This window comes from Isoptericola haloaureus, assembly GCF_036689775.1.
Lineage (GTDB): Bacteria > Actinomycetota > Actinomycetes > Actinomycetales > Cellulomonadaceae > Isoptericola > Isoptericola haloaureus.
The window spans coordinates 219,582-240,272 of the sequence record NZ_JBAGLP010000120.1; the positions used below are offsets into that span (position 1 = coordinate 219,582).

Genomic DNA, 20,691 nt, shown 5'->3' on the forward strand with positions numbered 1-20,691 from the left:
CGCGTCACATCCCGCCGCGCAGGTGGATCGCGCCGTCCGAGCCGTCGTCGCCGAACTCGGCACGGGCCGCCGCGCCGTCGCCCCCGCGGGCGTCCGCGGGCAGGTCGAGGGCGGGGCAGTCCTTCCAGAGCCGCTCGAGGGCGTAGTAGACACGGTCCTCGGCGTGCTGGACGTGGACGACCACGTCGCCGAAGTCCAGCAGCACCCACCGGGCCTCGGCCTTGCCCTCGCGGCGGAGCATCTTGGCTCCCGCGCGGTGCATGGCCTCCTCGACGGCGTCGACGACGGCGACCACCTGACGCTCGTTCGTCCCGGAGGCGATGAGGAACACGTCGGTGAGCACCAGCTGGTCGCTGACGTCGAGGGCGATGATCTCCTGCGCCTTGCGCTCGGACGCGGCGCGCGCCGCGACCACCGCCAGCTCGACGGCGCGGTCCGTCGCGGTCATCGGGATCCTCCCGTCACGTTCGGTGGGCCGGCCGCCTCGGTCGTCTGCACGGAAGCGGACGCCTCCTCGGGGGCGAACTCGTCCGGAGGGCTGAGCACCAGGTTCCAGATCAGCAGGCCCAGGACGAAGGCGACCACGACGAGGATGATGTAGTGCAGCCAGGTGTACGACGGCTCGTGCTCGTCGTCCCAGTCGTCCTCGTCGTCCTCCACCAGCGGGGCGGAGGCGGCGGCCAGCGTCTGCCCGGCGAGTCCGCCGAACGGCGATCCGGACGACGGTGGCACCGAGGCGGGTGCGGCACCCGTCGAGGTCGGCGTCCCCCACGGCAGGGCCGGAGCGTCGGACCCGCCGGTGCCGGGGGCCTGTCGGGTCGGTGAACCCGCGCCCGCCGAGGCGCTGGGCCAGGCCGGCGGAGGGGTCGAGCCGGCCGAAGCCTCGCTGCGAGCGGTCGATCCGGCGAACGGTGAGCCGGACCCGAAGGCCGACCGGCGACCGGGAGCGGATCCGTCGGACGGCGGTGGTGCCGGGGAGGACCCCGAGGGCGCCGACGTGGCCGGGCCGCCGGACGCGCCTCCGGACAACGGGGCGAACGGTGACCGCGGCGGTGTCGAGGGCGGGGCGCCGTGCGTCGCCGACGACGGGGCGGAGGGGGCCGGCGGAGAGGTGGCCGGGGGCGTCGCGGGCGGAGCGTCCGCGGGCTGGCCGAACGTGCGGGCGGAGGTGCGCCGCGGAGCCGACGGGGGGCTCTCGGCCCCCGAGCTCGGGAAGCCGGTCGGGGCGGCCGGCGTCGGCTCCTCGCCCGGGGTGCCGCCCTGGGTCCGCTGGACCGGTGTCAGGCGACCCGTCTCGTCCAGCCCGCGCACCCCGCCGGACGTGCTCGGCGGACGGACCGTCGGCGCCGGCCCGGGGGCCGGGGAGGCGGTGGACCGCTCGCGCAGCGCGCGGCGGGACGGCGGGGTCGGAGCGGGCCGAGCGGGCTCCCCCGCCGTGGGGGCCGGGGCCGGCGCGGGGGCCGGCGCCGGGGCCGGCGCCGGGGCGGGAGCGGGCGCCGGGGTCGGCGCACCGCTGCCGAACGCTGCGGGACCGGCGCCGGGGACCGGGGCGGACCCCGCCGACGGCGCGCTCTCCTGCGCGGCGGCCGCCGCGCGCTCACGCTCGCGGATCTCCCGACGTGTCAGCGGTCGGGACCTGTTGTCACTCATCGAGACCTCGATACAGACCGTACTTGGCGATGTACTGGACGACGCCGTCCGGGACCAGATACCAGACCGGCTGCCCGGCCGCGGCACGGCGGCGGCAGTCGGTCGAGGAGATGGCGAGCGCGGGCACCTCGAGGGTGGTCACGCCGTGGGAGGGCAGTCCGTCGACGGTGAGCGGGTGGCCCGGTCGGGTCACCGCCACGAAGTGGGCCATCGTCCACAGGTCCCCCGCGTCCTTCCACGTGAGGATCTGCTCGATGGCGTCCGCCCCGGTGATGAAGTACAGGTCGGCGTCGGGGCGCGCGTGCTGCAGGTCGCGCAGCGTGTCGACCGTGTAGGTCAGACCGGGCCGGTCGATGTCGGCGCGGCTCACCGTGAAGCGGGGGTTCGACGCCGTGGCGATCACCGTCATCAGGTACCGGTCCTCGGCCGGCGAGACCTGGGCGTCCTGCTTGAAGCTCGGCTTGCCGGTCGGGACGAACACGACCTCGTCGAGGTCGAGCAGCGCGGCCGCCTCGCTCGCCGCGACGAGGTGACCGTGGTGGATGGGGTCGAACGTCCCACCCATCACCCCGATCCGGGGTCGCGCCTGCTCGCTCACGTGCTGGGGCGGCTTCAGTGCTTGTTGTTCGCGTTGCGGAAGGCGTACGTCGCCAGCAGCGCGACGACGAATCCACCGAAGGCGAGCACTCCGAGCAGCACCGGCGAGATGACGAAACCGGAGTGCTCGACGGCCTCTTCGGCGGCAAGGACGGCGGTGTGCAGCACGGGTGCTCCTCAGTGGTGGTCCGGACGTGTCGCAGCACAGTCTCTCACGGCGCGGTGTCAGGGCCGTACGTGCCCGTCGCCGTGCACGACCCACTTGGTGGTGCACAGCTCGGCCAGCCCCATCGGTCCGCGCGCGTGCAGCTTCTGGGTGGAGATCCCGAGCTCGGCGCCCATCCCGAACTGACCGCCGTCGGTGAAGCGCGTCGAGGCGTTGACCAGCACGGCCGCGGCGTCGACCTCCGCGACGAACCGCTCCGACGCCGCGAGGTCGTTGGTGACGATGGCCTCGGAGTGCCCCGAGCTCCAGGTGCGGATGTGGTCGATCGCCTCGTCGAGGGAGTCGACGACCCGCACGGCCAGCTCGGCCGCGAGGTACTCGGTGGCCCAGTCCGCCTCGGTGGCCGACAGCACCTCGACGCTCTCGGGCGCCTGCCCGGCGGCCCGGTCGTCGACGTGCAGCACCACCCCGGCACCGCCCAGCGCCGCGAGCGCGGCGGGCAGGAACCGGTCGGCGACGTCGGCGTGGACCAGCAGCGTCTCGGCCGCGTTGCACACCCCGACGCGCTGGGTCTTGGCGTTCATGACGATGTCGACGGCCGTGGGCACGTCCGCGGCCGCGTCCACGTAGACGTGCACGTTGCCGGTGCCGGTCTCGATCACGGGGACCGTGGACTGCTCGACCACGGTGCGGATGAGGTCGGCACCGCCGCGCGGCACCAGCAGGTCGACCAGACCGCGGGCCTGCATCAGCGCGACGCCGCCGGGGCGGCCGTAGCCGTCGATGGACTGCACGAGGTCGGCGGGCAGGTCCTGGGACTCCAGGCCGCGTCGCATCACGTCGACGATGACGGTGTTCGACGAGGCGGCGGCGCTCCCGCCGCGGAGGATCACGGCGTTGCCCGACTTCAGGGCGAGCCCGGCGGCGTCGACCGTGACGTTCGGCCGCGCCTCGTAGATCATGCCGACCACGCCCATCGGCACCCGCAGCTGCCGCAGGCGCAGCCCGTTGGGCAGCGTCTGGCCGCGCACGACCTCCCCGACCGGGTCGGGCAGGCCGGCCACCTCGCGCAGGGACGCGGCGATCGCCGCGACCCGCTCGTCGGTCAGCGCCAGGCGGTCCAGGAGCCCCTCGCTCATGCCGTGCTCGCGACCGCGGCTCAGGTCCTCGGCGTTGGCGGCGACGATCTCGCCGGACGCCGCCACCAGCGCGTCGGCCAGGGCGTGCAGCGCCGCGTCCTTGGTGGCTCGGGTCGCGGTCGCGAAGGTCCGGGAGGCCCGCTGGGAGCGGCGCGCGACGTCCTGCACCGCGGCCAGCACGTCGGCGTCCGGCTGCGGTCGCTGCGCGGGGCCGGGCGTCGTGGTGGCGGAGGGGTCGAACGTCGTGGTCATGCGTTCGAGACTACGACGACGCGGGCCGTGAGGACAGGCCGTTCCGCCCTTCGAGCACCAGGTCGTCGCGGTGGACGACCTCACGGTCGTACCCCTCGCCCAGCTCGTCGCGCAGCGCGTAGGTGGACCGGCCGAGCAGCGCGGGCAGGTCGGCCGCGTCGTAGGCGACGAGCCCGCGGGCGACGACGGCGCCGTCCGGCGCCACCAGCTCGACGGGGTCGCCGGTCTCGAAGTGTCCCTCCACCCGGGTGATCCCGGCGGGCAGCAGCGAGGCCCGGCCGCCGAGCACCGCGCGCGTGGCACCGGCGTCCAGGTGCAGACGCCCCTCGGTGCGGGCCGCGTGCGCGATCCACAGCCGTCGCGCCGTCGTCCGCTTGCCGCCGGCGGCGAAGAACGTGCCGACGTCGTCCCCGGCGAGCGCCGCGGCGACGTTGTCGGCGCAGGTCAGGACGACGGGCACGCCGTCCTGGGTGGCGATGCGCACCGACTCGAGCTTGGTCACCATGCCGCCGGTGCCCACGGTGCTCCCCCGGGCGGTGACCTCGACGCCGGCGACCTGGGACAGGTCGGCGACGTGCGAGATCCGGCGTGCACCGAGCCGGCTGGGCGGGGCGTCGTGCAGGCCGTCCACGTCGGTGAGCAGCACCATCGCGTCGGCGCGCACCAGGTGGGAGACGAGGGCGGCGAGCCGGTCGTTGTCGCCGAAGCGCAGCTCGTCGACCGTCACCGCGTCGTTCTCGTTCACCACGGGCACGACGCCGAGCGCGAGCAGCTTCTCCAGCGACCGCTGCGCGTTGCGGTACCGGGCCCGGCGCACGGTGTCCTCGGCCGTGAGCAGCGCCTGGCCGACCCGGATGTCGTGGGCGGCGAACGCCTCGCTGTACCGGGCCACGAGCTGGCCCTGGCCCAGCATCGCGCAGGCCTGCATGGTGGCCAGGTCCCGGGGGCGGGAGGTCAGGCCGGCCGGCCCGATCCCTGCGGCGATGGCCCCGGAGGTGACGAGCACGATCTCCTGGCCGCGGCGGTGGCACGCGGCGAGCACGTCGACCAGCGCCCGCAGCGCGCCGAGGTCCAGGTGGCCGTCGGCCCGGGTCAGGGACGACGAACCGATCTTGACGACGAGCCGACGGGCGGCCGGCAGGGCGGAGCGGGACTGGGCGATCACGCCCCCATCATCCCCGACCTCGCGCTCAGTCGTCGGAGGGGTCCGCCCAGTGACCGGCCTCGCGTTCGGTCCACAGCTCCTCGCGGGCGGCGGACTTGGCGTCCATGCGCTCGACGAAGTCGCGTCGCTTCTCGGACCGCGTGGGGCGGTGGGTGTCCTCCAGGCGGCGGTCGGTGCCGCGCGACCCGAGCAGCTCGGCCCCGGTGGACAGGGTCGGCTCCCAGTCGAAGACGACCGCGTCCTGCTCGGTGCCGATGCGGACCTCGTCGCCGGCGACCGCCCCGGCCTCGAGGAGCTTGTCCTCCACCCCGAGCTTGGCGAGCCGGTCGGCGAGGAAGCCCACGGCCTCGTCGTTGTTGAAGTCGGTCTGCCGCACCCAGCGCTGGGGCTTGCGCCCCTGGACGAGGAAGTACACGTGGCCCGTGGAGCCGTCGGTGCGACGCGTGACCGTGAACCCGGAGTCGTCGACGGCCTGCGGGCGCAGCACGATGCGGGCCGGCTCGGGCGGCGGCGCGGCGGCGCGGGCCCGGTCCACGAGGTCGCCCAGCGCGAAGGAGAGCTCGCGCAGCCCCTCGTGCGAGGCGGTGGAGATCTCGAAGACCCGCAGCCCGCGTGCCTCCAGGTCGGGCCGGACGAACTCCGCCAGCTCGCGGGCCTCGGGCACGTCGATCTTGTTGAGCACGACCAGCTGCGGACGCTCCGTGAGCGGGACCCGTCCGCCGGCGATGTCCAGGTCGCCCGCGTAGGCGGCGAGCTCGGCCTCGAGGACCTCCAGGTCGGTCAGCGGGTCGCGTCCGGGCTCGAGGGTGGCGCAGTCCAGCACGTGCACGATGACCGCGGTCCGCTCGATGTGCCGCAGGAACTCCAGCCCCAGCCCCTTGCCCTCGCTCGCGCCGGGGATCAGCCCGGGCACGTCGGCGACGGTGTAGCGCGTCGCGCCGGCCTGGACGACGCCGAGGTTCGGCACGAGCGTCGTGAAGGGGTAGTCGGCGATCTTGGGCCGGGCGGCCGAGATGGCGGCGATCAGGGAGGACTTGCCGGCGCTGGGGAAGCCGACCAGGGCGACGTCGGCGATGGTCTTGACCTCGAGCGTGACGTCGCGCTCCTCGCCGGGCTCGCCGAGGAGGGCGAACCCGGGGGCCTTGCGCTTCGGGGAGGCCAGCGCGCGGTTGCCCAGACCCCCGCGGCCGCCGGCGGCGACGACGAGCTCGGCACCGACGCCGACGAGGTCGGCCAGCACGGTGCCGTCGCGGTCCTTGACGACGGTGCCGTCCGGCACGCTGAGGACGAGGTCCTCGCCCTGGGCGCCGTGCCGGTCCCCGCCCATGCCCTGGCCACCGTTGGGTGCCTTGCGGTGGGGCGAGTGGTGGTAGTCGAGCAGCGTCGTCGTCTGCCCGTCCACGACGAGCCGCACGCTGCCCCCGTCACCGCCGTTGCCGCCGTCGGGCCCGCCGAGGGGCTTGAACTTCTCGCGGTGCACGGACGCGACGCCGTGCCCGCCGGATCCCCCGGCCGCGTGGAGCACGACTCGATCGACGAAGCTGGCCATGGGTAGATCCTCTCAGGAGGTCGTGCCCGGGCGCGCCGTGGCGCGGACGGACACGCACGAGGGGCGCACCCCACTCGGTGGTGCGCCCCTCGTGACGGGAAGTGCCGGTCTGCTGCGGAGGTGCTCCGGCTCAGACCTGGGCGGCGACGATGTCGACGACCTTGCGGCCGCGACGCGTCGCGAAGGCGACCTCGCCGGCCGACAGCGCGAACAGCGTGTCGTCGCCGCCGCGGCCGACGTTCTCGCCGGGGTGGAAGTGGGTGCCACGCTGGCGGACGATGATCTCGCCGGCGTTGACCGCCTGGCCCGCGAAGCGCTTCACGCCGAGGGACTTGGCGTTGGAGTCACGACCGTTGCGCGAGGAGCTCGCGCCCTTCTTGTGTGCCATCTCAGTCCTGCTTTCTGCTCAGTACGAAGAGTGTGGGGAACCGTGCGGGCGCCGGCCCGCCGGACGTCACTTGATACCGGTGACCTTCAGGCGGGTCAGCTGCTGACGGTGACCCTGCCGCTTCCGGTAGCCGGTCTTGTTCTTGTACTTGTGGATCGTGATCTTCGGACCCTTGGCGTCCTTGACGACCTCCGCGGTGACCTTGACCTTCGCCAGCTTCTTGGCGTCGGTGGTCACGGTGTCGCCGTCCACGAGCAGGATCGCGGGCAGCTCGACGGTGTCACCGGCCGAGCCCTCGAGTCGGTCCGTGACGACGATGTCCCCGACGGACACCTTCTCCTGCCGGCCACCGGCCTTGACGATCGCGTACACCATGTTGATGCTCATCTCTCCTGGTCTTGGTGCGCTCACCCGACGTCGGTCACCGGCTTGGTCTGGAACTCGCACCGCCGCGGCGGTGGAGTGCGGTGCGCCGAGGGCACACGGGACAGACGCGCTGACAGCGCGCCGACGCATTACCTTACGCGACCCCCGGTCGGCGGACAAGTCCGGCGTCGCTCCGGCCGCGTGAGGTGGACCACGGAACTGCGGGCGGTGCGCGGTCGACGGACGATGGTCCCATGAGCACGCCGGACGTCGTGGCGGACGCGATGCGCGCCGTCGACCGGCGCGGGTTCCTGCCGCGGGCGCAGCGGGCCTCCGCCGCGTTCGACCAGCCGCTGCCGATCGGCCACGACCAGACCTGCTCCCAGCCCTCCACGGTGGCCGCGATGCTGCGGATGCTCCGGGTCCCGCGCGGCGGTGACGTGCTCGACGTCGGCGCCGGGTCCGGGTGGACGACGGCGCTGCTCGCCCATCTCGTCGGCCCGCAGGGCGAGGTGCTGGGCGTGGAACGGATCCCCGAGATCGCCGAGTGGGGCGCCGCGAACCTCGCGCGGGCCGGCATGCCGTGGGCCCGGCTGGTTCCCGCCCGCCCGGGCGTCCTGGGCGCCCCGCGACCCGGCGGCTGGTCCCGCGTCCTCGTCTCGGCGGCCGCGGACCGGCTGCCCGAGGAGCTCGTGGACCAGGTCGCGCCGGGAGGCCGGATGGTGGTGCCGGTCCGGCACCGGATGGTCGTCGTCGACCGGGACGACGACGGCAGCGTGCGCACCGCCGAGGAGGGCACCTACAGCTTCGTGCCGCTCGTGGAGGACTGACCGGTCACGAGGACCGGCCGGTCACCGTGCGGTGGGCGCGGCACCGGGCCTGGTAGGTCTCCGCTCCCCCGACGTACCCGGCCACCGTCGTCAGCGCGTCGCCGCCCGCGACCGCCCCCTCGAGGCGGACGTGGTACGCGGCGTCGCGACCGCAGACGGTGCACACGGCGGTCAGCCGCGTGACCGACTCCGCCAGCGCCATGAGGGACGGCAGCGGTTCGAAGGGCCGGCCGTCGAACGTCACCGTCAGGCCCGCCACCACGACGTCGAGGCCGTCGTCGGCGAGGCCGGTGACGACGTCCACCAGCTCCGGACCGAGGAACTGCGCCTCGTCGACCGCCACCAGGACGGTCCCGGGCTGCAGGTGGCCGGGGATCTCGGCCGCGCGCGTCACCGCGCGGGACGCCACCGCCAGCCCGGTGTGGGAGGCGATGCGGCCCGGGCCGTGCCGGTCGTCCAGCGCGTGGGAGACCACCAGCACCTCGCGGCCGGCGATCCGTGCCCGGTCGACCCGGCGCACGAGCTCGGTGGTCTTGCCCGCGAACATGGGCCCACCGATGACCTCGAGACGGCCGGGGGCTCGACGGTCGTCCATGGCGACCAGTCAAGCACCCCGACCGTCCCGGCGCTCAGGGCGTGTCGGTCAGCGACGCAGACGACGCCGCAGCCTGCTCAGGAGCCCCGTCGGCCCCGGCTCCTTTGGGCGGCGTGTCACCACCGGGTGCGGGAGCGCCGGCCGCGTCGGGGTCCGGCGCGGTCTCGGCCGGGGTCGACGCCGCCTGCTCGCCGGCAGGCTCGGCAGGCTCGGCCGCGGCTTCACCGGCAGGCTCGGTCGGCGCGGACGCCTCGTGGCCCTCCTCGCCCTCGTGCTCGTGGGCGTGGGCGGCCGCCGCGGCGATGGTGGCCAGCGTGGCCTTGACCGCCTGACGCTTCTCGGACTCGTCGTCGGGCAGCTTCGGCACGTCGGCGTGCGCCGGTGCCGGCTCCTCCTTCTTGCCGGAGGAGCGCTTGCGGCGCGAGCGCTTCGAGCCGCTGCCGCCGTCGCCGTCGCCCGAGGAGGCCGCGCCCTTCTCGACGGGGTGCTCGTGGACGATGAACCCGCGGCCCTTGCAGTGCTCGCAGGTCGAGCTGAACGCCTCGACGAGCCCCTGCCCGACGCGCTTGCGGGTCATCTGGACCAGTCCGAGCGAGGTCACCTCGGCGACCTGGTGCTTGGTGCGGTCCCGGCCCAGGCACTCCACGAGCCGGCGCAGCACCAGGTCGCGGTTCGACTCGAGCACCATGTCGACGAAGTCGATGACGATGATGCCGCCGATGTCGCGCAGCCGGAGCTGGCGCACGATCTCCTCGGCCGCCTCGATGTTGTTGCGCGTCACCGTCTCCTCGAGCGTGCCACCGCTGCCGGTGAACTTGCCCGTGTTGACGTCGATGACCGTCATGGCCTCGGTGCGGTCGATCACGAGCGAGCCGCCCGAGGGCAGCCAGACCTTGCGGTCCATGCCCTTGGCGAGCTGCTCGTCGACCCGGTGCCGGGCGAAGACGTCCCCGGTCTCGTTCCACCGCGTGACCCGCTCGCGCAGGTCGGGCGCCAGCTCGGCGACGTAGGACGAGATCTCGGTCCAGGCGCTGTCGCCCTGGACCACCAGCGAGGTGAAGTCGTCGTTGAAGATGTCCCGGACCACGCGGATGGCCATGTCGGCCTCGCCCTGCAGCAGCGACGGCGCGTTGGTCGACGACTTCTCGGCCTTGGCGGTGATCGACTGCCACTGCGACTGCAGCCGCTCGACGTCGGCGCGCAGCTCCTCCTCCGAGGCACCCTCGGCAGCGGTGCGCACGATGACGCCCGCACCGTCGGGGACGATGTCGCGCAGGATCTTCTTGAGCCGGTTGCGCTCGGTGTCGGGCAGCTTGCGGCTGATGCCGGTCATGCCCCCGCCGGGGACGAAGACCAGGTACCGGCCGGCGAGCGTGACCTGGGAGGTCAGGCGCGCGCCCTTGTGGCCGATCGGGTCCTTGGTCACCTGGACCAGGACCGAGTCGCCGGACTTGAGCGCCTCCTCGATGCGGCGCGGCTGCCCCTCGATCCCGGCGGCGTCCCAGTTGACCTCGCCGGCGTAGAGGACGGCGTTGCGGCCCTTGCCGACGTCGACGAAGGCGGCCTCCATCGAGGGCAGCACGTTCTGCACGCGGCCGAGGTAGACGTTGCCCACCATGGACGCCTGCGCCTGCTGGGAGACGTAGTGCTCGACGAGCACGCCGTCCTCGAGCACGGCGATCTGGGTGCGGCCGTCGTGCTCGCGCACGATCATCGACCGCTCGACCGACTCGCGGCGGGCCAGGAACTCGGCCTCGGTGATGACCTGACGGCGACGACCGGCGTCGCGCCCCTCACGCCGACGCTGACGCTTGGCCTCCAGCCGCGTCGACCCCTTCAGCGCGGTGACCTCGTCCTCGGCGCGGGCCGGGCGGCTCCCCTCGCGGTCGCTGCCCCGGCCACGCCGACGGCGCCGACGCCGGCGGCTGCTGCTGCCGGACGACTGCTCGGCGTCGTCGGACCCCTCGGAGGCCCCGGACCGTTCGGTCTCGCTCTCCGTGGCGGACGACGCGGCGCCGTCGGCGCCCTGGCCGTCACGGTCGTCCCGTGCGGAGGAGCCTTGCTCGTCCTGCTCCTCGGCGCCACGCTCCTCGTCCTCGTCGGCCGAGGAGTCGGAGGACTCGCCCTCTGCCTCGTCCTGGGGCCGGCGGTCGCCCTTGCGACCCCCGCGACGGCCGCGGCCGCCCCGGCGCCGACGCCGGCGCGGGCGAATGTCGGACTCGTCGCCGTCCTCCAGGAAGTCGGCAGGGCCGAACTCCACGAGCTCGACACCCTCGTCGACGATCTCGGTCTCGATCTGCTCGAGCTCCTCGACGGCGGCCTCGTCGACGTCGCTCAGCTCGAGCGGCGTCGCCGCGGGCTGCTGCGCCGGCTGCTCGGCGGGCCGCTGGTCCGACGGCGTGTCGGACTTCTCGTCGGACGTCTTGTCGGCGGACGCCTCGGCCTGCGCGGCCCCGTCCGTGGCGGACGTGGCCGACGCGGCGGAACCCCGGGCGCGCGACGAGCGGGAGGACTTCCCGGCCTTCGCCGACGTCGAGGACGACGTGTCCGTGGTCGCGGTGCGCGACTCGCGCGACTCCGGCGCGGGCCCGGCGTCCGTGCTCTCGACGGCGTCCGGCTCGTCGCTCGGGCGCGGCGGACCCGCCGGTGCCTGGGCGCGGCGCGCGGCGCGCTGGCCCGACAGGTCGGGCGCCTGGAAGAGCAGTGCCGTGGTGGCGAGGCGAGGTGTGCCGGACCCGCTGGCCGTGCCGGTGGTGGACTCGGTCCGGGGCGCACCGGTCGCGGCGCCCGTCGTCTCGGCCGTGGCGGCCTGCTCGGCACCGGACTTCTTGTCGGCCGGCTTCTTGGCGGCGGACTTCTTCGTGGCGGACTTCTTGTCGGCCGGCTTCTTGTCGGCCGACTTCTTGTCGGCCGACTTCTTCGTGCCGGCCTCCTTCGTGCCGGCCTCCTTCGTGGCGGTCGACTTCTTCGCGGAGCTCGACTTCTTCGCCGCGGTCGAGGTCGTGGCGGCGGACGCGGCGCCCTCGTCGGCGCTCTCGTCACCGGAGACCTCCGCCGGGGCCTCGGCGCGCGACGCCTTCGCGGTGCTGCGGCGGGCCCGGCGCGCCGGCGGCGCGGCGGGGGCTGACGCGGCCTCGGCACCGGTGGCCGGCCGGTCGCCAGAGGCGGCGTCCCGGCCCGGCAGGACGATGTCGTCGAGCGACAGCGAGGGAGCGGCCGTCGCGGTCGCCTCGGGCGCGCGGTCGGGCAGGGCGATCGGCGCGGCGGCCTCGGCCGGCTGCTCGGGTTCCTGAGCGACCGGCTCCTGCGGCTCGGTGGGCTGCTCCGGCTGCTCCGGCACGACCGCCGGCTGCGCAGTCTCTGCCGACGGCTCGGCCGGGGGCTCGGTCTGGGGCTCGGTCTGGGGCTCGGCCTGCGCCGGACCGGCGGCACGGCGGCTGGCGCGGCGCGGACGACGCGCGGGGGCGGACGGCGCCGCGGCCGTCGCCTGGTCGGGCTGCGGCGCGGCGGCGGTCGCCGGCTCGGCGGCCGGGGCGGCCGGCTCGGACGACGTCGCCGGCACGACGATCGGGGCGGGCGCGCTGGTCGACGGGGCCGAGGTCGCGCGGGTCACGCGACGGCGGGGAGCCCGGCGCGGCGTCTCGTCGGCAGCGGCCACGGGCTGGTCGGGGGTGTCGGATGTCACGGAGGGTGCTCCTGCTCTGCGGCGGCCGACCCACACCTGCCGGCCACCCCGGCGGTCGTCGGCGGCGGCAGCGCTCAGAAGCGCGCCGCCCGGACGGAAGTCTCGGTCGGCTGCAGCCCCACGACTTCGCGGACGCCAGGCGGCCGGGCCCTTCACCCCGGTCGCGGCACCGCGTGCGGACGCGGGAGCGGCGAGCTCGTCGACCTTCGAGGGATGTGGGCCCCGAAGGTCTCGATCCAGTATCGCACCCTTGGGGCCGTCCGATCTCCCCCGTCCACCCACCGGCGTGGCGACCGTCACGTCGTGTCAGATCCGCTTGACTTGTGAATGCCTTCACGAGAAAGTCGTGAAAGTCTTCACAAGTCGGTGACAGCGCCGCTCATCGTGCGGACCTGCGACGACGGTCCTACCGTCGAATCAGCCCAGCACAAGGCGGCCTCTCTCCCCCTGGCCCGCATCGAAGGAGTCCACGTGGACGCTCTCGACCTGGCACGGTGGCAGTTCGCCATCACCACCGTGTACCACTTCATCTTCGTGCCGCTGACGATCGGGCTCGCCCCCCTCGTCGCCGGCATGCAGACGGCGTGGGTCGTCACGAAGAACGACCGCTGGCTGCGGCTGACGAAGTTCTTCGGCAAGCTGCTGCTGATCAACTTCGCCCTCGGCGTCGTGACCGGCATCTGGCAGGAGTTCCAGTTCGGCATGGCCTGGAGCGAGTACTCCCGGTTCGTCGGCGACGTCTTCGGCGCCCCGCTGGCCATGGAGGCGCTGGCCGCGTTCTTCGTGGAGTCGGTCTTCCTGGGTGTGTGGATCTTCGGCTGGGACCGCGTGTCCAAGAAGATCCACCTGGCCTCGATCTGGCTCTTCGCGCTGGCCACCAACCTCTCGGCGTTCTTCATCCTGGCGGCGAACTCCTGGATGCAGCACCCCGTCGGCGTCATCTACAACGAGGCCACCGGGCGCGCCGAGATGGAGTCCATCTGGGCGGTGCTGACCAACAACACCCTGCTGGCGGCGTTCCCGCACACCATCACCGCCGCGTTCCTCACGGCGGGCACGTTCGTGACCGGCGTCGCCGCCTGGTGGATGGTCCGGCTGGCCCGCACCAAGAAGGCCGAGAACCTCGAGACCGCCCGGGACGTCTATCGTCCGGCCGTCCGGCTCGGCGTGTGGGTCATGGTCGTGGCCGGGCTCGGCGTCATCTGGTCCGGCGACATCCAGGGCAAGCTCATGTACGAGCAGCAGCCCGGCAAGATGTCCTCGGCCGAGGCCCTGTGCGAGGGGACCGAGTCCGCGGAGTTCTCCATCCTCGCCGTCGGCCCGCTCTACGCCGGCTGCGAGGACGTGGCCCACCTCATCTCGATCCCCGGCGTGACCAGCTACCTCGGCACCGGGGAGTTCTCCGGCGAGGACTCCTACCTGCCCGGCGTCTACGACGTCCAGGAGGAGTACGCGGAGCGCTACGGCGAGACCACGGCCGACGGCCAGGAGATCTCCTACACCCCGCCGCTGGCGATCACCTACTGGTCGTTCCGCCTGATGATCGGGTTCGCCGCGTTCTCCGTGGCTCTCGCCCTCGTGGCGTTCTGGCTGACGCGCAAGGGCAGGATCAGCGACAACGTCTGGCTCAGCCGGCTCGCGCTCCTGGCCATCCCCATGCCCTTCGTCGCGAACTCGTTCGGCTGGATCTTCACCGAGGTCGGGCGCCAGCCGTGGGTCGTGGCCCCCAACCCCACCGGCATCGACCAGGTCCGGCTGCTCACCGAACGCGGGGTGTCCACCGCCGTGCCGGCGGGCGTCATCCTGACCTCGATGATCGTGCTGACGATCATCTACGCGATCCTGGCGGTGGTGTGGTTCCGGCTCATGCACCGGTACGCGATCGAGGGCGTGCCCGACGCCGTCCGCGACGAGTCGCCGGAGGCGCAGGACCCCGACGACTCCGACCGCCCGCTGTCCTTCGCGTACTGAGCGCCCGAACCTGAAGAGACTGGAGACCTGACGTGGACCTCGCGATCCTCTGGTTCGTCATCATCGCCGTGCTGTGGACCGGCTACCTCGTGCTCGAGGGCTTCGACTTCGGCGTCGGCATGCTGCTGTCGATCCTGCCCCGGGGCGACAAGGAGCACCGGGAGAAGGAACGGCGCGTGCTCGTCAACACGATCGGCCCCGTCTGGGACGGCAACGAGGTGTGGCTGCTCACCGCCGGCGGTGCGACCTTCGCCGCGTTCCCCGAGTGGTACGCCACGATGTTCTCGGGCTTCTACATCCCGCTGCTGATCATCCTCGTGGGCCTCGTGGCCCGCGGCGTCGCCTTCGAGTACCGCGGCAAGATCAACGACCCGACGTGGGCCCGCCGCTGCGACCAGGCCATCCAGCTCGGCTCCTGGATCCCGGCGGTGATGTGGGGCGTCGCCTTCGGCAACCTCGTGCGCGGCCTCCTGCTGGACGCCGACCACCAGTACGTCGGCGGCTTCTGGGCGCTGCTCAACCCCTTCGCCCTGGTCGGTGGGCTGACCACGCTGACGCTGTTCCTCCTGCACGGCGCCGTGTTCGTCTCGCTGAAGACGGACGGCGAGATCCGGGAGCGTGCGCAGCGCCTCGCCTCCGGTCTGGCCGTCACGGCGCTCGTCGTGGCCGGCGGCTGGGCGATCTGGGCGCAGGTCGCCTACTCGGCGACCTGGACCTGGGCGGCCGTCGCGGTGGCGGCGCTGTCGCTGATCGGTGTCGTGGCCGCGACCCGCGCCCGCAAGGAGGGCACGGCCTTCACGCTGTCGGCCGTGACCATCGTGGCCGCCGTCGTGCTGATCTTCGGCTCCATGTACCCCGACGTCATCCCGGCGCTCGACGGGGGCAACGCGCTGTCCGTCGCGGAGGCCTCCTCGACGGACTACACGCTGACGGTCATGACGTGGGTGGCGGTGTTCCTCACCCCGGTGGTCATCGCCTACCAGGCGTGGACCTACTGGGTGTTCCGGCGCCGCCTGTCGACGAAGGACATCCCCGCCCCCGCGGGCCTGAGCTGGCAGAAGATCAAGGACGCGGCGTTCTGAGGTGAGACCGCTCGACCCCCGGCTGCTCCGGCAGGCCCGGGCCGCCCGTTCCTACGTCCTGCTCACCACCGCCCTGGGTACGGCCTCGGCCGCCCTGGTCGTGGTCCAGGCGTTCGCGATCGCCTTCGCGCTCGGACCCGTCGTGGTGGCCACCAGCCCCGGGGGCGACGGCGCCGTCGACCAGGCCGCGGTCGCCCGGTGGCTCGCCGTCCTGGCGGGTGCCGCCGTCGGACGCGCGGCGGTGGCCTGGGCGCAGGAGCGGTTCGGGCGCCGCGCCGCCACGGCCGTGGTCGCCGACCTGCGCGAGCAGGTCGTCGGCCACGCGGTCGCGCTCGGCCCGCGCCCGCCCGCCGGTGCGGCGCCGTCGGACGTCGCCACCCTGGCGACCCGCGGGCTGAACGACCTCGAGCCGTACCTGGTGCGGTTCCTGCCGCAGCTGCTGCTCACGGCGCTCGTCACCCCCGCCACGGTGCTCGTCGTGCTCGGGCTCGACTGGGTCTCCGCGCTGATCGCCGTCGTCACGCTGCCGCTGGTGCCGTTCTTCATGTGGCTCATCGGCACCATGACGGCCGGTACCTCCGAGCGACGGCTCGCGACCGTCGAGCGGCTCGGGTCGCAGGTCCTCGACCTGATCGCCGGGCTGCCGACCCTGCGGGCGTTCGGCCGCGAGTTCGGCCCGGCCGCCCGGGTCCGGGCCCTGGGCGAGTCCTCGCGACGCGCCACGATGGGCACGCTGCGGGTGGCGTTCCTGTCCGGCGCGGTGCTGGAGCTGCTCACCACGCTGTGCGTGGCGATCATCGCCGTCGGGGTGGGGCTGAGGCTCGTGCACGGCGGCATGGAGCTGGTCCCCGCGATCGCCGTGCTGGTGCTCGCGCCCGAGATCTTCCTGCCGCTGCGCCGGGTCGGGTCCGAGTTCCACGCGTCCACCGACGGGCTCGCCGCCACCCGGCGCGCCTTCGCCGTGCTGGACCTGCCGGTCACGGACAGCAGCACCGACGGCGAGCGCACCAGCGGTGCGGCGCCGACGGCCACCGGGCTCGCCGGGGGCACGCTCGTGCTCGACGACGTCACCGTCCGGGCACCCGGCCGCGACGTCGACGCCCCCGCGCACCTGACCGCCCGCATCGCGCTCGGCTCGGGAGAACCGGGCGGCGGCCGGGTGGTCGCGCTGCGCGGACCGAGCGGGGCCGGCAAGTCGACCCTCGTGCTGCTCCTCCTCGGGCTGCTGCGCCCCGACCACGGCAGCATCTCCCCCGTCCTGCCGTGGGACCAGGTGGCGTGGGTCCCCCAGCGTCCCGCGATCGGCCCCGGCACGGTGCGCGACGTCGTCACCGACGGCCGCGAGGTCCCCCCGGAGACGTTGGCGGCGGCCGCGGCCACCACGGGCCTCGACGCCGTGCTCGCCGACCTGCCCGGCGGGTGGGACGCGCCCGTGGGGCTGGGCGGCGTCGGGCTGAGCGTCGGTCAGCGTCAGCGCGTCGCCCTGGCCCGGGCGCTGGTCGGCGCCGCCGACCGGCCCGTGGTCGTCCTCGACGAACCCACCGCGCACCTGGACGCCCGGGGCGAGCAGGTCGTGCTGGACACCGTCCGGGCCTGGCGGGAGGCCGGCCGTACCGTGCTCGTGGTCGCGCACCGCGCCTCCCTGCTGGGCCTGGCCGACCAGGTCGTCGACGTCGAGGCCCGGGAGGTCGCCCGTGCCTGAGACCCTGCGCCGCCGCGTCGCCCAGGACCCGCTGCTGCGGCTCGCTCCCCTGCTCGAGATCCGCTGGGGGCGCGTGCTCCGCGCCGTCGGCCTCGGCACCGCCACCCTCGTGTGCGCGATCGGGCTGGCCGCCGCCGCGGCCTGGCTCATCGCGCGGGCCTCGCAGATGCCGCCCGTGCTCACCCTCTCGGTCGCCACCGTCGGCGTGCGCGCCTTCGGCACCGGCCGGGCGTTCTTCCGCTACCTCGAACGGCTCGCCTCGCACGGCGTCGCGCTGCGCGGCATGGCCGCGCTGCGCGCCAACCTGTACGACCGGCTCGCCCGCGGCGGCGCCGACGTCGTCGCCCTGCGCCGCGGCGACCTGCTCGCCCGGGTCGGGAACGACGTCGACGACGTGGGTGACGTCGTCGTGCGCGCGCTGGTCCCCGGCGGGGTCGCCGTGGTGGCGGGACTGGGCTCGGTGCTGCTGGTCGGGATCTTCCTGCCCGCCGCGGGGGCGGTGCTGCTCGCCTGCCTGCTGGTGACCGGGGTCCTGTCCCCCTGGCTGGCCTCGCGCGCGTCGGCGTCGGTGGAGCAACGCGGCGCCGAGGCCCGCGGCGAGGTCGCCGCCCGCACCCTGGAGCTGCTCGAGGACGGCCAGCAGCTCCGCGTCGCCGGCCGCCTCGCCCAGCGCACCGACGGCCTGCGGGCCGCCGACCGCCGCCTCGCGGCCGCCACGGACGACGGCGCCCGCGTCTCGGGGCTGTCGGCGGCCCTGGAGGCCGGTGCCCATACGCTGGCGGTGCTCGGCTGCCTGCTGCTCGGCATCCCGGCCGCGCTGGCCGGCGACCTGGCGGCGACCGAGCTCGCCGTCGTCGTCCTCACGCCGCTGGCCGTCTTCGAGGTGACCACGGCGCTGCCTGCCGCGGCGGTCCAGCTGCGGCGGTCCCGCGCGGCGGCCCGGCGGCTGGTGGACCTGCTGCCCGACGACGCACCGCCGCACCGCGAGCCCGAGGCCGCGCCCGCGCCGGACGGGACCCTGCTGGAGGCCGCGGGCGTCACGGCCGGGTGGTCGTCGCAGACACCCGTGGTCCGCGACGTGGACCTGACGCTGCGCCCCGGGTCGGTCGTGGCCCTGGCCGGGGCCTCCGGCGTCGGCAAGACGACGCTGCTGCTCACCGCCGCCGGGCTGCTCGGGCCCGTGGCGGGCCAGGTGCGCGGCGAGGGCCTGTTCGTCGCCGAGGACGGTCACGTGTTCGGCACCACCGTGCTGGAGAACCTCCGGGTGGCCCGCGCCGACGTCACCGAGGCCGACGCCCGCGAGGCGCTGGCCGCCGTCGGGCTCACCAGCTGGCTGGACGGTCTGCCCGACGGGCTCGCCACCGGGCTCGGCACGGGCGGCACCGACGTCTCCGGCGGCGAGCGCCGTCGGCTGCTCGTCGCCCGGGCGCTGCTGGCACCCCACCGGGTGCTGCTGGTCGACGAGCCCGCCGAGCACCTGGACGCCGCCACCGCCGACGCGCTGGTGGAGATGCTGGCCGCCCTGGCCCGCGGGACCGGGCGGGCCGTCGTCGTCGCCTCGCACCGCCTGACGCCGCTCGGCGCCGCCGACGAGGTGCTGCTGCTCGGGCACGACCGCGGAGCCCCGGACGGTGCCGCGCAGGTCGTGGCCCGCGGGGCGCACGCCGCGCTGCTGCGCGACGTGCCGGGGTACCGCTGGGCGGCCGAGCGGGAGGCCGCGTCCGCGCCCGCGTCGGCCGGCCCCTGAGCGACCCGGACGACCTCAGGGCCGGAACCGGGGTGGTCCCCGATGTGCCGGGACCCGCGGCTCCGTAGCGTCCGAGGCATGATCAGGATCGACTCCCTCACGAAGCGCTACGGGGACCTCGCCGCCGTCGACGACGTCTCGTTCACCGCGTTCCCCGGACGGGTCACGGGCTTCCTCGGCCCGAACGGGGCCGGCAAGTCCACCACGCTGCGGCTCCTCACCGGGCTGGCGACGTCGTCGTCCGGCCGTGCCACCGTGCTGGGCCGGCGCTACGCCGACCTGCCCAACCCGGGGCTCGACGTCGGGGTGCTGCTGGACGCCTCGGCCCAGCACGGCGGCCGCACCGGCCGCGAGACCCTGGTGCTCGCCCAGCGCACCATGGGCCTGCCGGACGCCCAGGTCGACGCGATGCTCGACCTGGTGGGGCTCACCCGCACCGAGTCGCGGCGACGGGTGCGCGACTACTCCCTCGGCATGCGCCAGCGCCTCGGCATCGCCACGGCGCTGCTCGGCGACCCGCGCGTGCTGATCCTCGACGAGCCGGCCAACGGCCTCGACCCGGCCGGGATCCGCTGGATGCGGGACCTGCTGCGCTCCTTCGCCGACGACGGCGGCACCGTGCTGCTGTCCAGCCACCTGCTGGCCGAGATCGAGCTGGTCGCCGACGACATCGTCGTCATCGGGCACGGCCGCGTGGTGGCCTCCGGGGCGACGCACGAGCTCCTGGCGGCCTCCGGCACGCTGGTGCGCGCGCACGACGGCGAGGCGCTCGTCTCGGCGCTGGCCTCGGCGGGCTACCGCGCGACGCCGGGTGCCGACGGCACGGTCGTCACCGACGCCGGCCCCGCCGACGCGGGTCGGGTCGCCTTCGCGGCCGGGCTGCCGCTCGTCGAGCTGCGGTCCGCCGACGGCACCGCCCTGGAGGAGATGTTCCTCGACCTGACCGCCGACGACCAGCGCGACCCGCACCCGATCGGAGCCCTCGCATGACTGCCTTGACCGCCCCGCCCGCCGACGCCGCCGGGCGCTCCGGAGCCCGGGCCGTCCCCCGGAACGGCATCCCCCTGACGCGGCTGGTCGAGGTCGAGCTGCGCAAGCTGGTCGACACCCGGGCGAGCCGCTGGCTGCTCGCCGCGGTCCCGCTGCTGACCCTCGTCGTCGCCGCCGGGGTGACGATCTGGGGAAGCGACGCCGAGACCGCCTTCGCGGCGCTCGCCACGACCAACCTCATGCCGCTGGAGCTCCTGCTGCCCCTGGTCGCCGTGCTCACCGTGGCCGGCGAGTGGAGCCAGCGGTCGGCCCTGACGACGTTCGCCCTCGTCCCGCGCCGGGGTCGCGTGGTCGGCGCCCAGGCCGTCGCGCTGGTGCTGGTCACGCTCGCCGCGGCCGCCGCCGTGGTGGTGCTCAGCGCGGTCGGCACCGTCGTGGCGGCGCAGGTCCGCGGGATCGACGCCGTGTGGGACCTGGGCGCGGGTCTGGCCCTGCGCTCGGTGCTGGCCTACCTGGCGGCCGTGGCCGTCGGGTTCGTCGCCGCAGTGGCGATCCGCAGCACCGCCCCGGCGATGGTGGCCGGTCTCGGGTTCCTGTTCGTGGTGCCGATGATCTCGTCCGTCGCCGCCGGCCTGTGGTCCTGGTGGGCCGAGCACGGCGCCTGGTTCGACCTGAGCTGGTCACTGGCCTTCCTGACCGGCCCGCAGGTCACCGGCACGCAGTGGGCCCAGGTGGGGACCTCGGTGCTGCTGTGGCTCGCGCTGCCGCTGGCACTGGGCCTGCGGCGGCTGCTGCGGGTCGAGGTCCGCTGAGCGGA

General features: G+C 74.6%; 18 protein-coding genes. 7 read left to right on the top strand and 11 right to left on the bottom strand.

The genetic code is table 11. From position 1 onward, the window contains the following. Nucleotides 1-4: 4 nt before the first annotated feature. From rsfS to rplU, 9 genes are all read right to left on the bottom strand, one after another. Entirely contained in the window at nt 5-448 is a 444-nt protein-coding gene (gene rsfS, locus V5O49_RS16355; protein WP_278234870.1) for a ribosome silencing factor, read from the bottom strand. Then, complete coding sequence (locus V5O49_RS16360) at nt 445-1,650, bottom strand: hypothetical protein (protein WP_332903153.1); 1,206 nt, start codon at nt 1,648-1,650, stop codon at nt 445-447. Before V5O49_RS16360 ends, rsfS begins: the two co-directional genes overlap by 4 nt. Continuing rightward, nucleotides 1,643-2,248 carry a nicotinate-nucleotide adenylyltransferase gene (gene nadD, locus V5O49_RS16365; protein ID WP_332903154.1) on the bottom strand — a complete coding sequence of 202 codons (606 nt, stop codon included), beginning with the start codon at nt 2,246-2,248 and terminating at the stop codon, nt 1,643-1,645. The genes V5O49_RS16360 and nadD overlap by 8 nt, the downstream gene beginning before the upstream one ends. 14 nt (nt 2,249-2,262) lie before the next feature. Then, entirely contained in the window at nt 2,263-2,415 is a 153-nt protein-coding gene (locus V5O49_RS16370; protein ID WP_278234873.1) for a hypothetical protein, read from the bottom strand. 57 nt (nt 2,416-2,472) lie between these two features. Beyond that, entirely contained in the window at nt 2,473-3,804 is a 1,332-nt protein-coding gene (locus V5O49_RS16375) for a glutamate-5-semialdehyde dehydrogenase (RefSeq protein ID WP_332903155.1), read from the bottom strand. 10 nt (nt 3,805-3,814) lie between these two features. Next, nucleotides 3,815-4,969, bottom strand: coding sequence for a glutamate 5-kinase (gene proB / locus V5O49_RS16380; protein ID WP_332903156.1), 1,155 nt, complete (start codon nt 4,967-4,969; stop codon nt 3,815-3,817). A gap of 25 nt (nt 4,970-4,994) precedes the next feature. Next, entirely contained in the window at nt 4,995-6,518 is a 1,524-nt protein-coding gene (gene obgE / locus V5O49_RS16385; RefSeq protein ID WP_278234876.1) for a GTPase ObgE, read from the bottom strand. Nucleotides 6,519-6,648: 130 nt separating this feature from the next. After that, nucleotides 6,649-6,906: a 50S ribosomal protein L27 gene (rpmA, locus tag V5O49_RS16390; RefSeq protein WP_278234877.1), complete on the bottom strand. Its 258-nt coding sequence runs from the start codon at nt 6,904-6,906 to the stop codon at nt 6,649-6,651. 66 nt (nt 6,907-6,972) lie between these two features. Next, nucleotides 6,973-7,281, bottom strand: a complete 309-nt coding sequence (rplU, locus tag V5O49_RS16395; protein ID WP_278237507.1) for a 50S ribosomal protein L21 — start codon at nt 7,279-7,281, stop codon at nt 6,973-6,975. A gap of 245 nt (nt 7,282-7,526) precedes the next feature. Between rplU and V5O49_RS16400 the strand changes: the two genes are divergently transcribed. Beyond that, entirely contained in the window at nt 7,527-8,102 is a 576-nt protein-coding gene (locus V5O49_RS16400) for a protein-L-isoaspartate O-methyltransferase family protein (RefSeq protein ID WP_278234878.1), read from the top strand. Nucleotides 8,103-8,106: 4 nt separating this feature from the next. On the opposite strand, the gene V5O49_RS16405 is transcribed toward V5O49_RS16400, so the two are convergent. Together V5O49_RS16405 and V5O49_RS16410 are read right to left on the bottom strand one after the other, a co-directional pair. Then, on the bottom strand, nt 8,107-8,697 hold the full coding sequence (locus V5O49_RS16405) for a thymidine kinase (protein WP_332903157.1): 591 nt from the start codon (nt 8,695-8,697) through the stop codon (nt 8,107-8,109). Between the two features lie 34 nt (nt 8,698-8,731). Beyond that, a complete protein-coding gene (locus V5O49_RS16410; protein WP_332903158.1) occupies nt 8,732-12,382 on the bottom strand; it encodes an Rne/Rng family ribonuclease in 3,651 nt (1,216 codons plus the stop codon). Between the two features lie 471 nt (nt 12,383-12,853). Here V5O49_RS16410 and V5O49_RS16415 point away from each other — a divergent pair, with 471 nt between their 5' ends. From V5O49_RS16415 to V5O49_RS16440, 6 genes are all read left to right on the top strand, one after another. Further along, nucleotides 12,854-14,353 (top strand): cytochrome ubiquinol oxidase subunit I, encoded by a 1,500-nt coding sequence (locus V5O49_RS16415; RefSeq protein ID WP_332903159.1) that lies wholly within the window; start codon nt 12,854-12,856, stop codon nt 14,351-14,353. Between the two features lie 32 nt (nt 14,354-14,385). Further along, nucleotides 14,386-15,435 (top strand): cytochrome d ubiquinol oxidase subunit II, encoded by a 1,050-nt coding sequence (gene cydB, locus V5O49_RS16420; RefSeq protein WP_332903160.1) that lies wholly within the window; start codon nt 14,386-14,388, stop codon nt 15,433-15,435. 1 nt (nt 15,436) lies between these two features. Then, entirely contained in the window at nt 15,437-17,137 is a 1,701-nt protein-coding gene (gene cydD, locus V5O49_RS16425) for a thiol reductant ABC exporter subunit CydD (protein WP_332903161.1), read from the top strand. After that, nucleotides 17,130-18,884 (top strand): thiol reductant ABC exporter subunit CydC, encoded by a 1,755-nt coding sequence (gene cydC / locus V5O49_RS16430; RefSeq protein ID WP_332903162.1) that lies wholly within the window; start codon nt 17,130-17,132, stop codon nt 18,882-18,884. Before cydD ends, cydC begins: the two co-directional genes overlap by 8 nt. Before the next feature lie 78 nt (nt 18,885-18,962). After that, entirely contained in the window at nt 18,963-19,874 is a 912-nt protein-coding gene (locus V5O49_RS16435; RefSeq protein ID WP_332903163.1) for an ABC transporter ATP-binding protein, read from the top strand. Next, nucleotides 19,871-20,686, top strand: coding sequence for a hypothetical protein (locus V5O49_RS16440; RefSeq protein ID WP_332903164.1), 816 nt, complete (start codon nt 19,871-19,873; stop codon nt 20,684-20,686). The genes V5O49_RS16435 and V5O49_RS16440 overlap by 4 nt, the downstream gene beginning before the upstream one ends. The last annotated feature ends 5 nt before the right edge of the window (nt 20,687-20,691 follow it).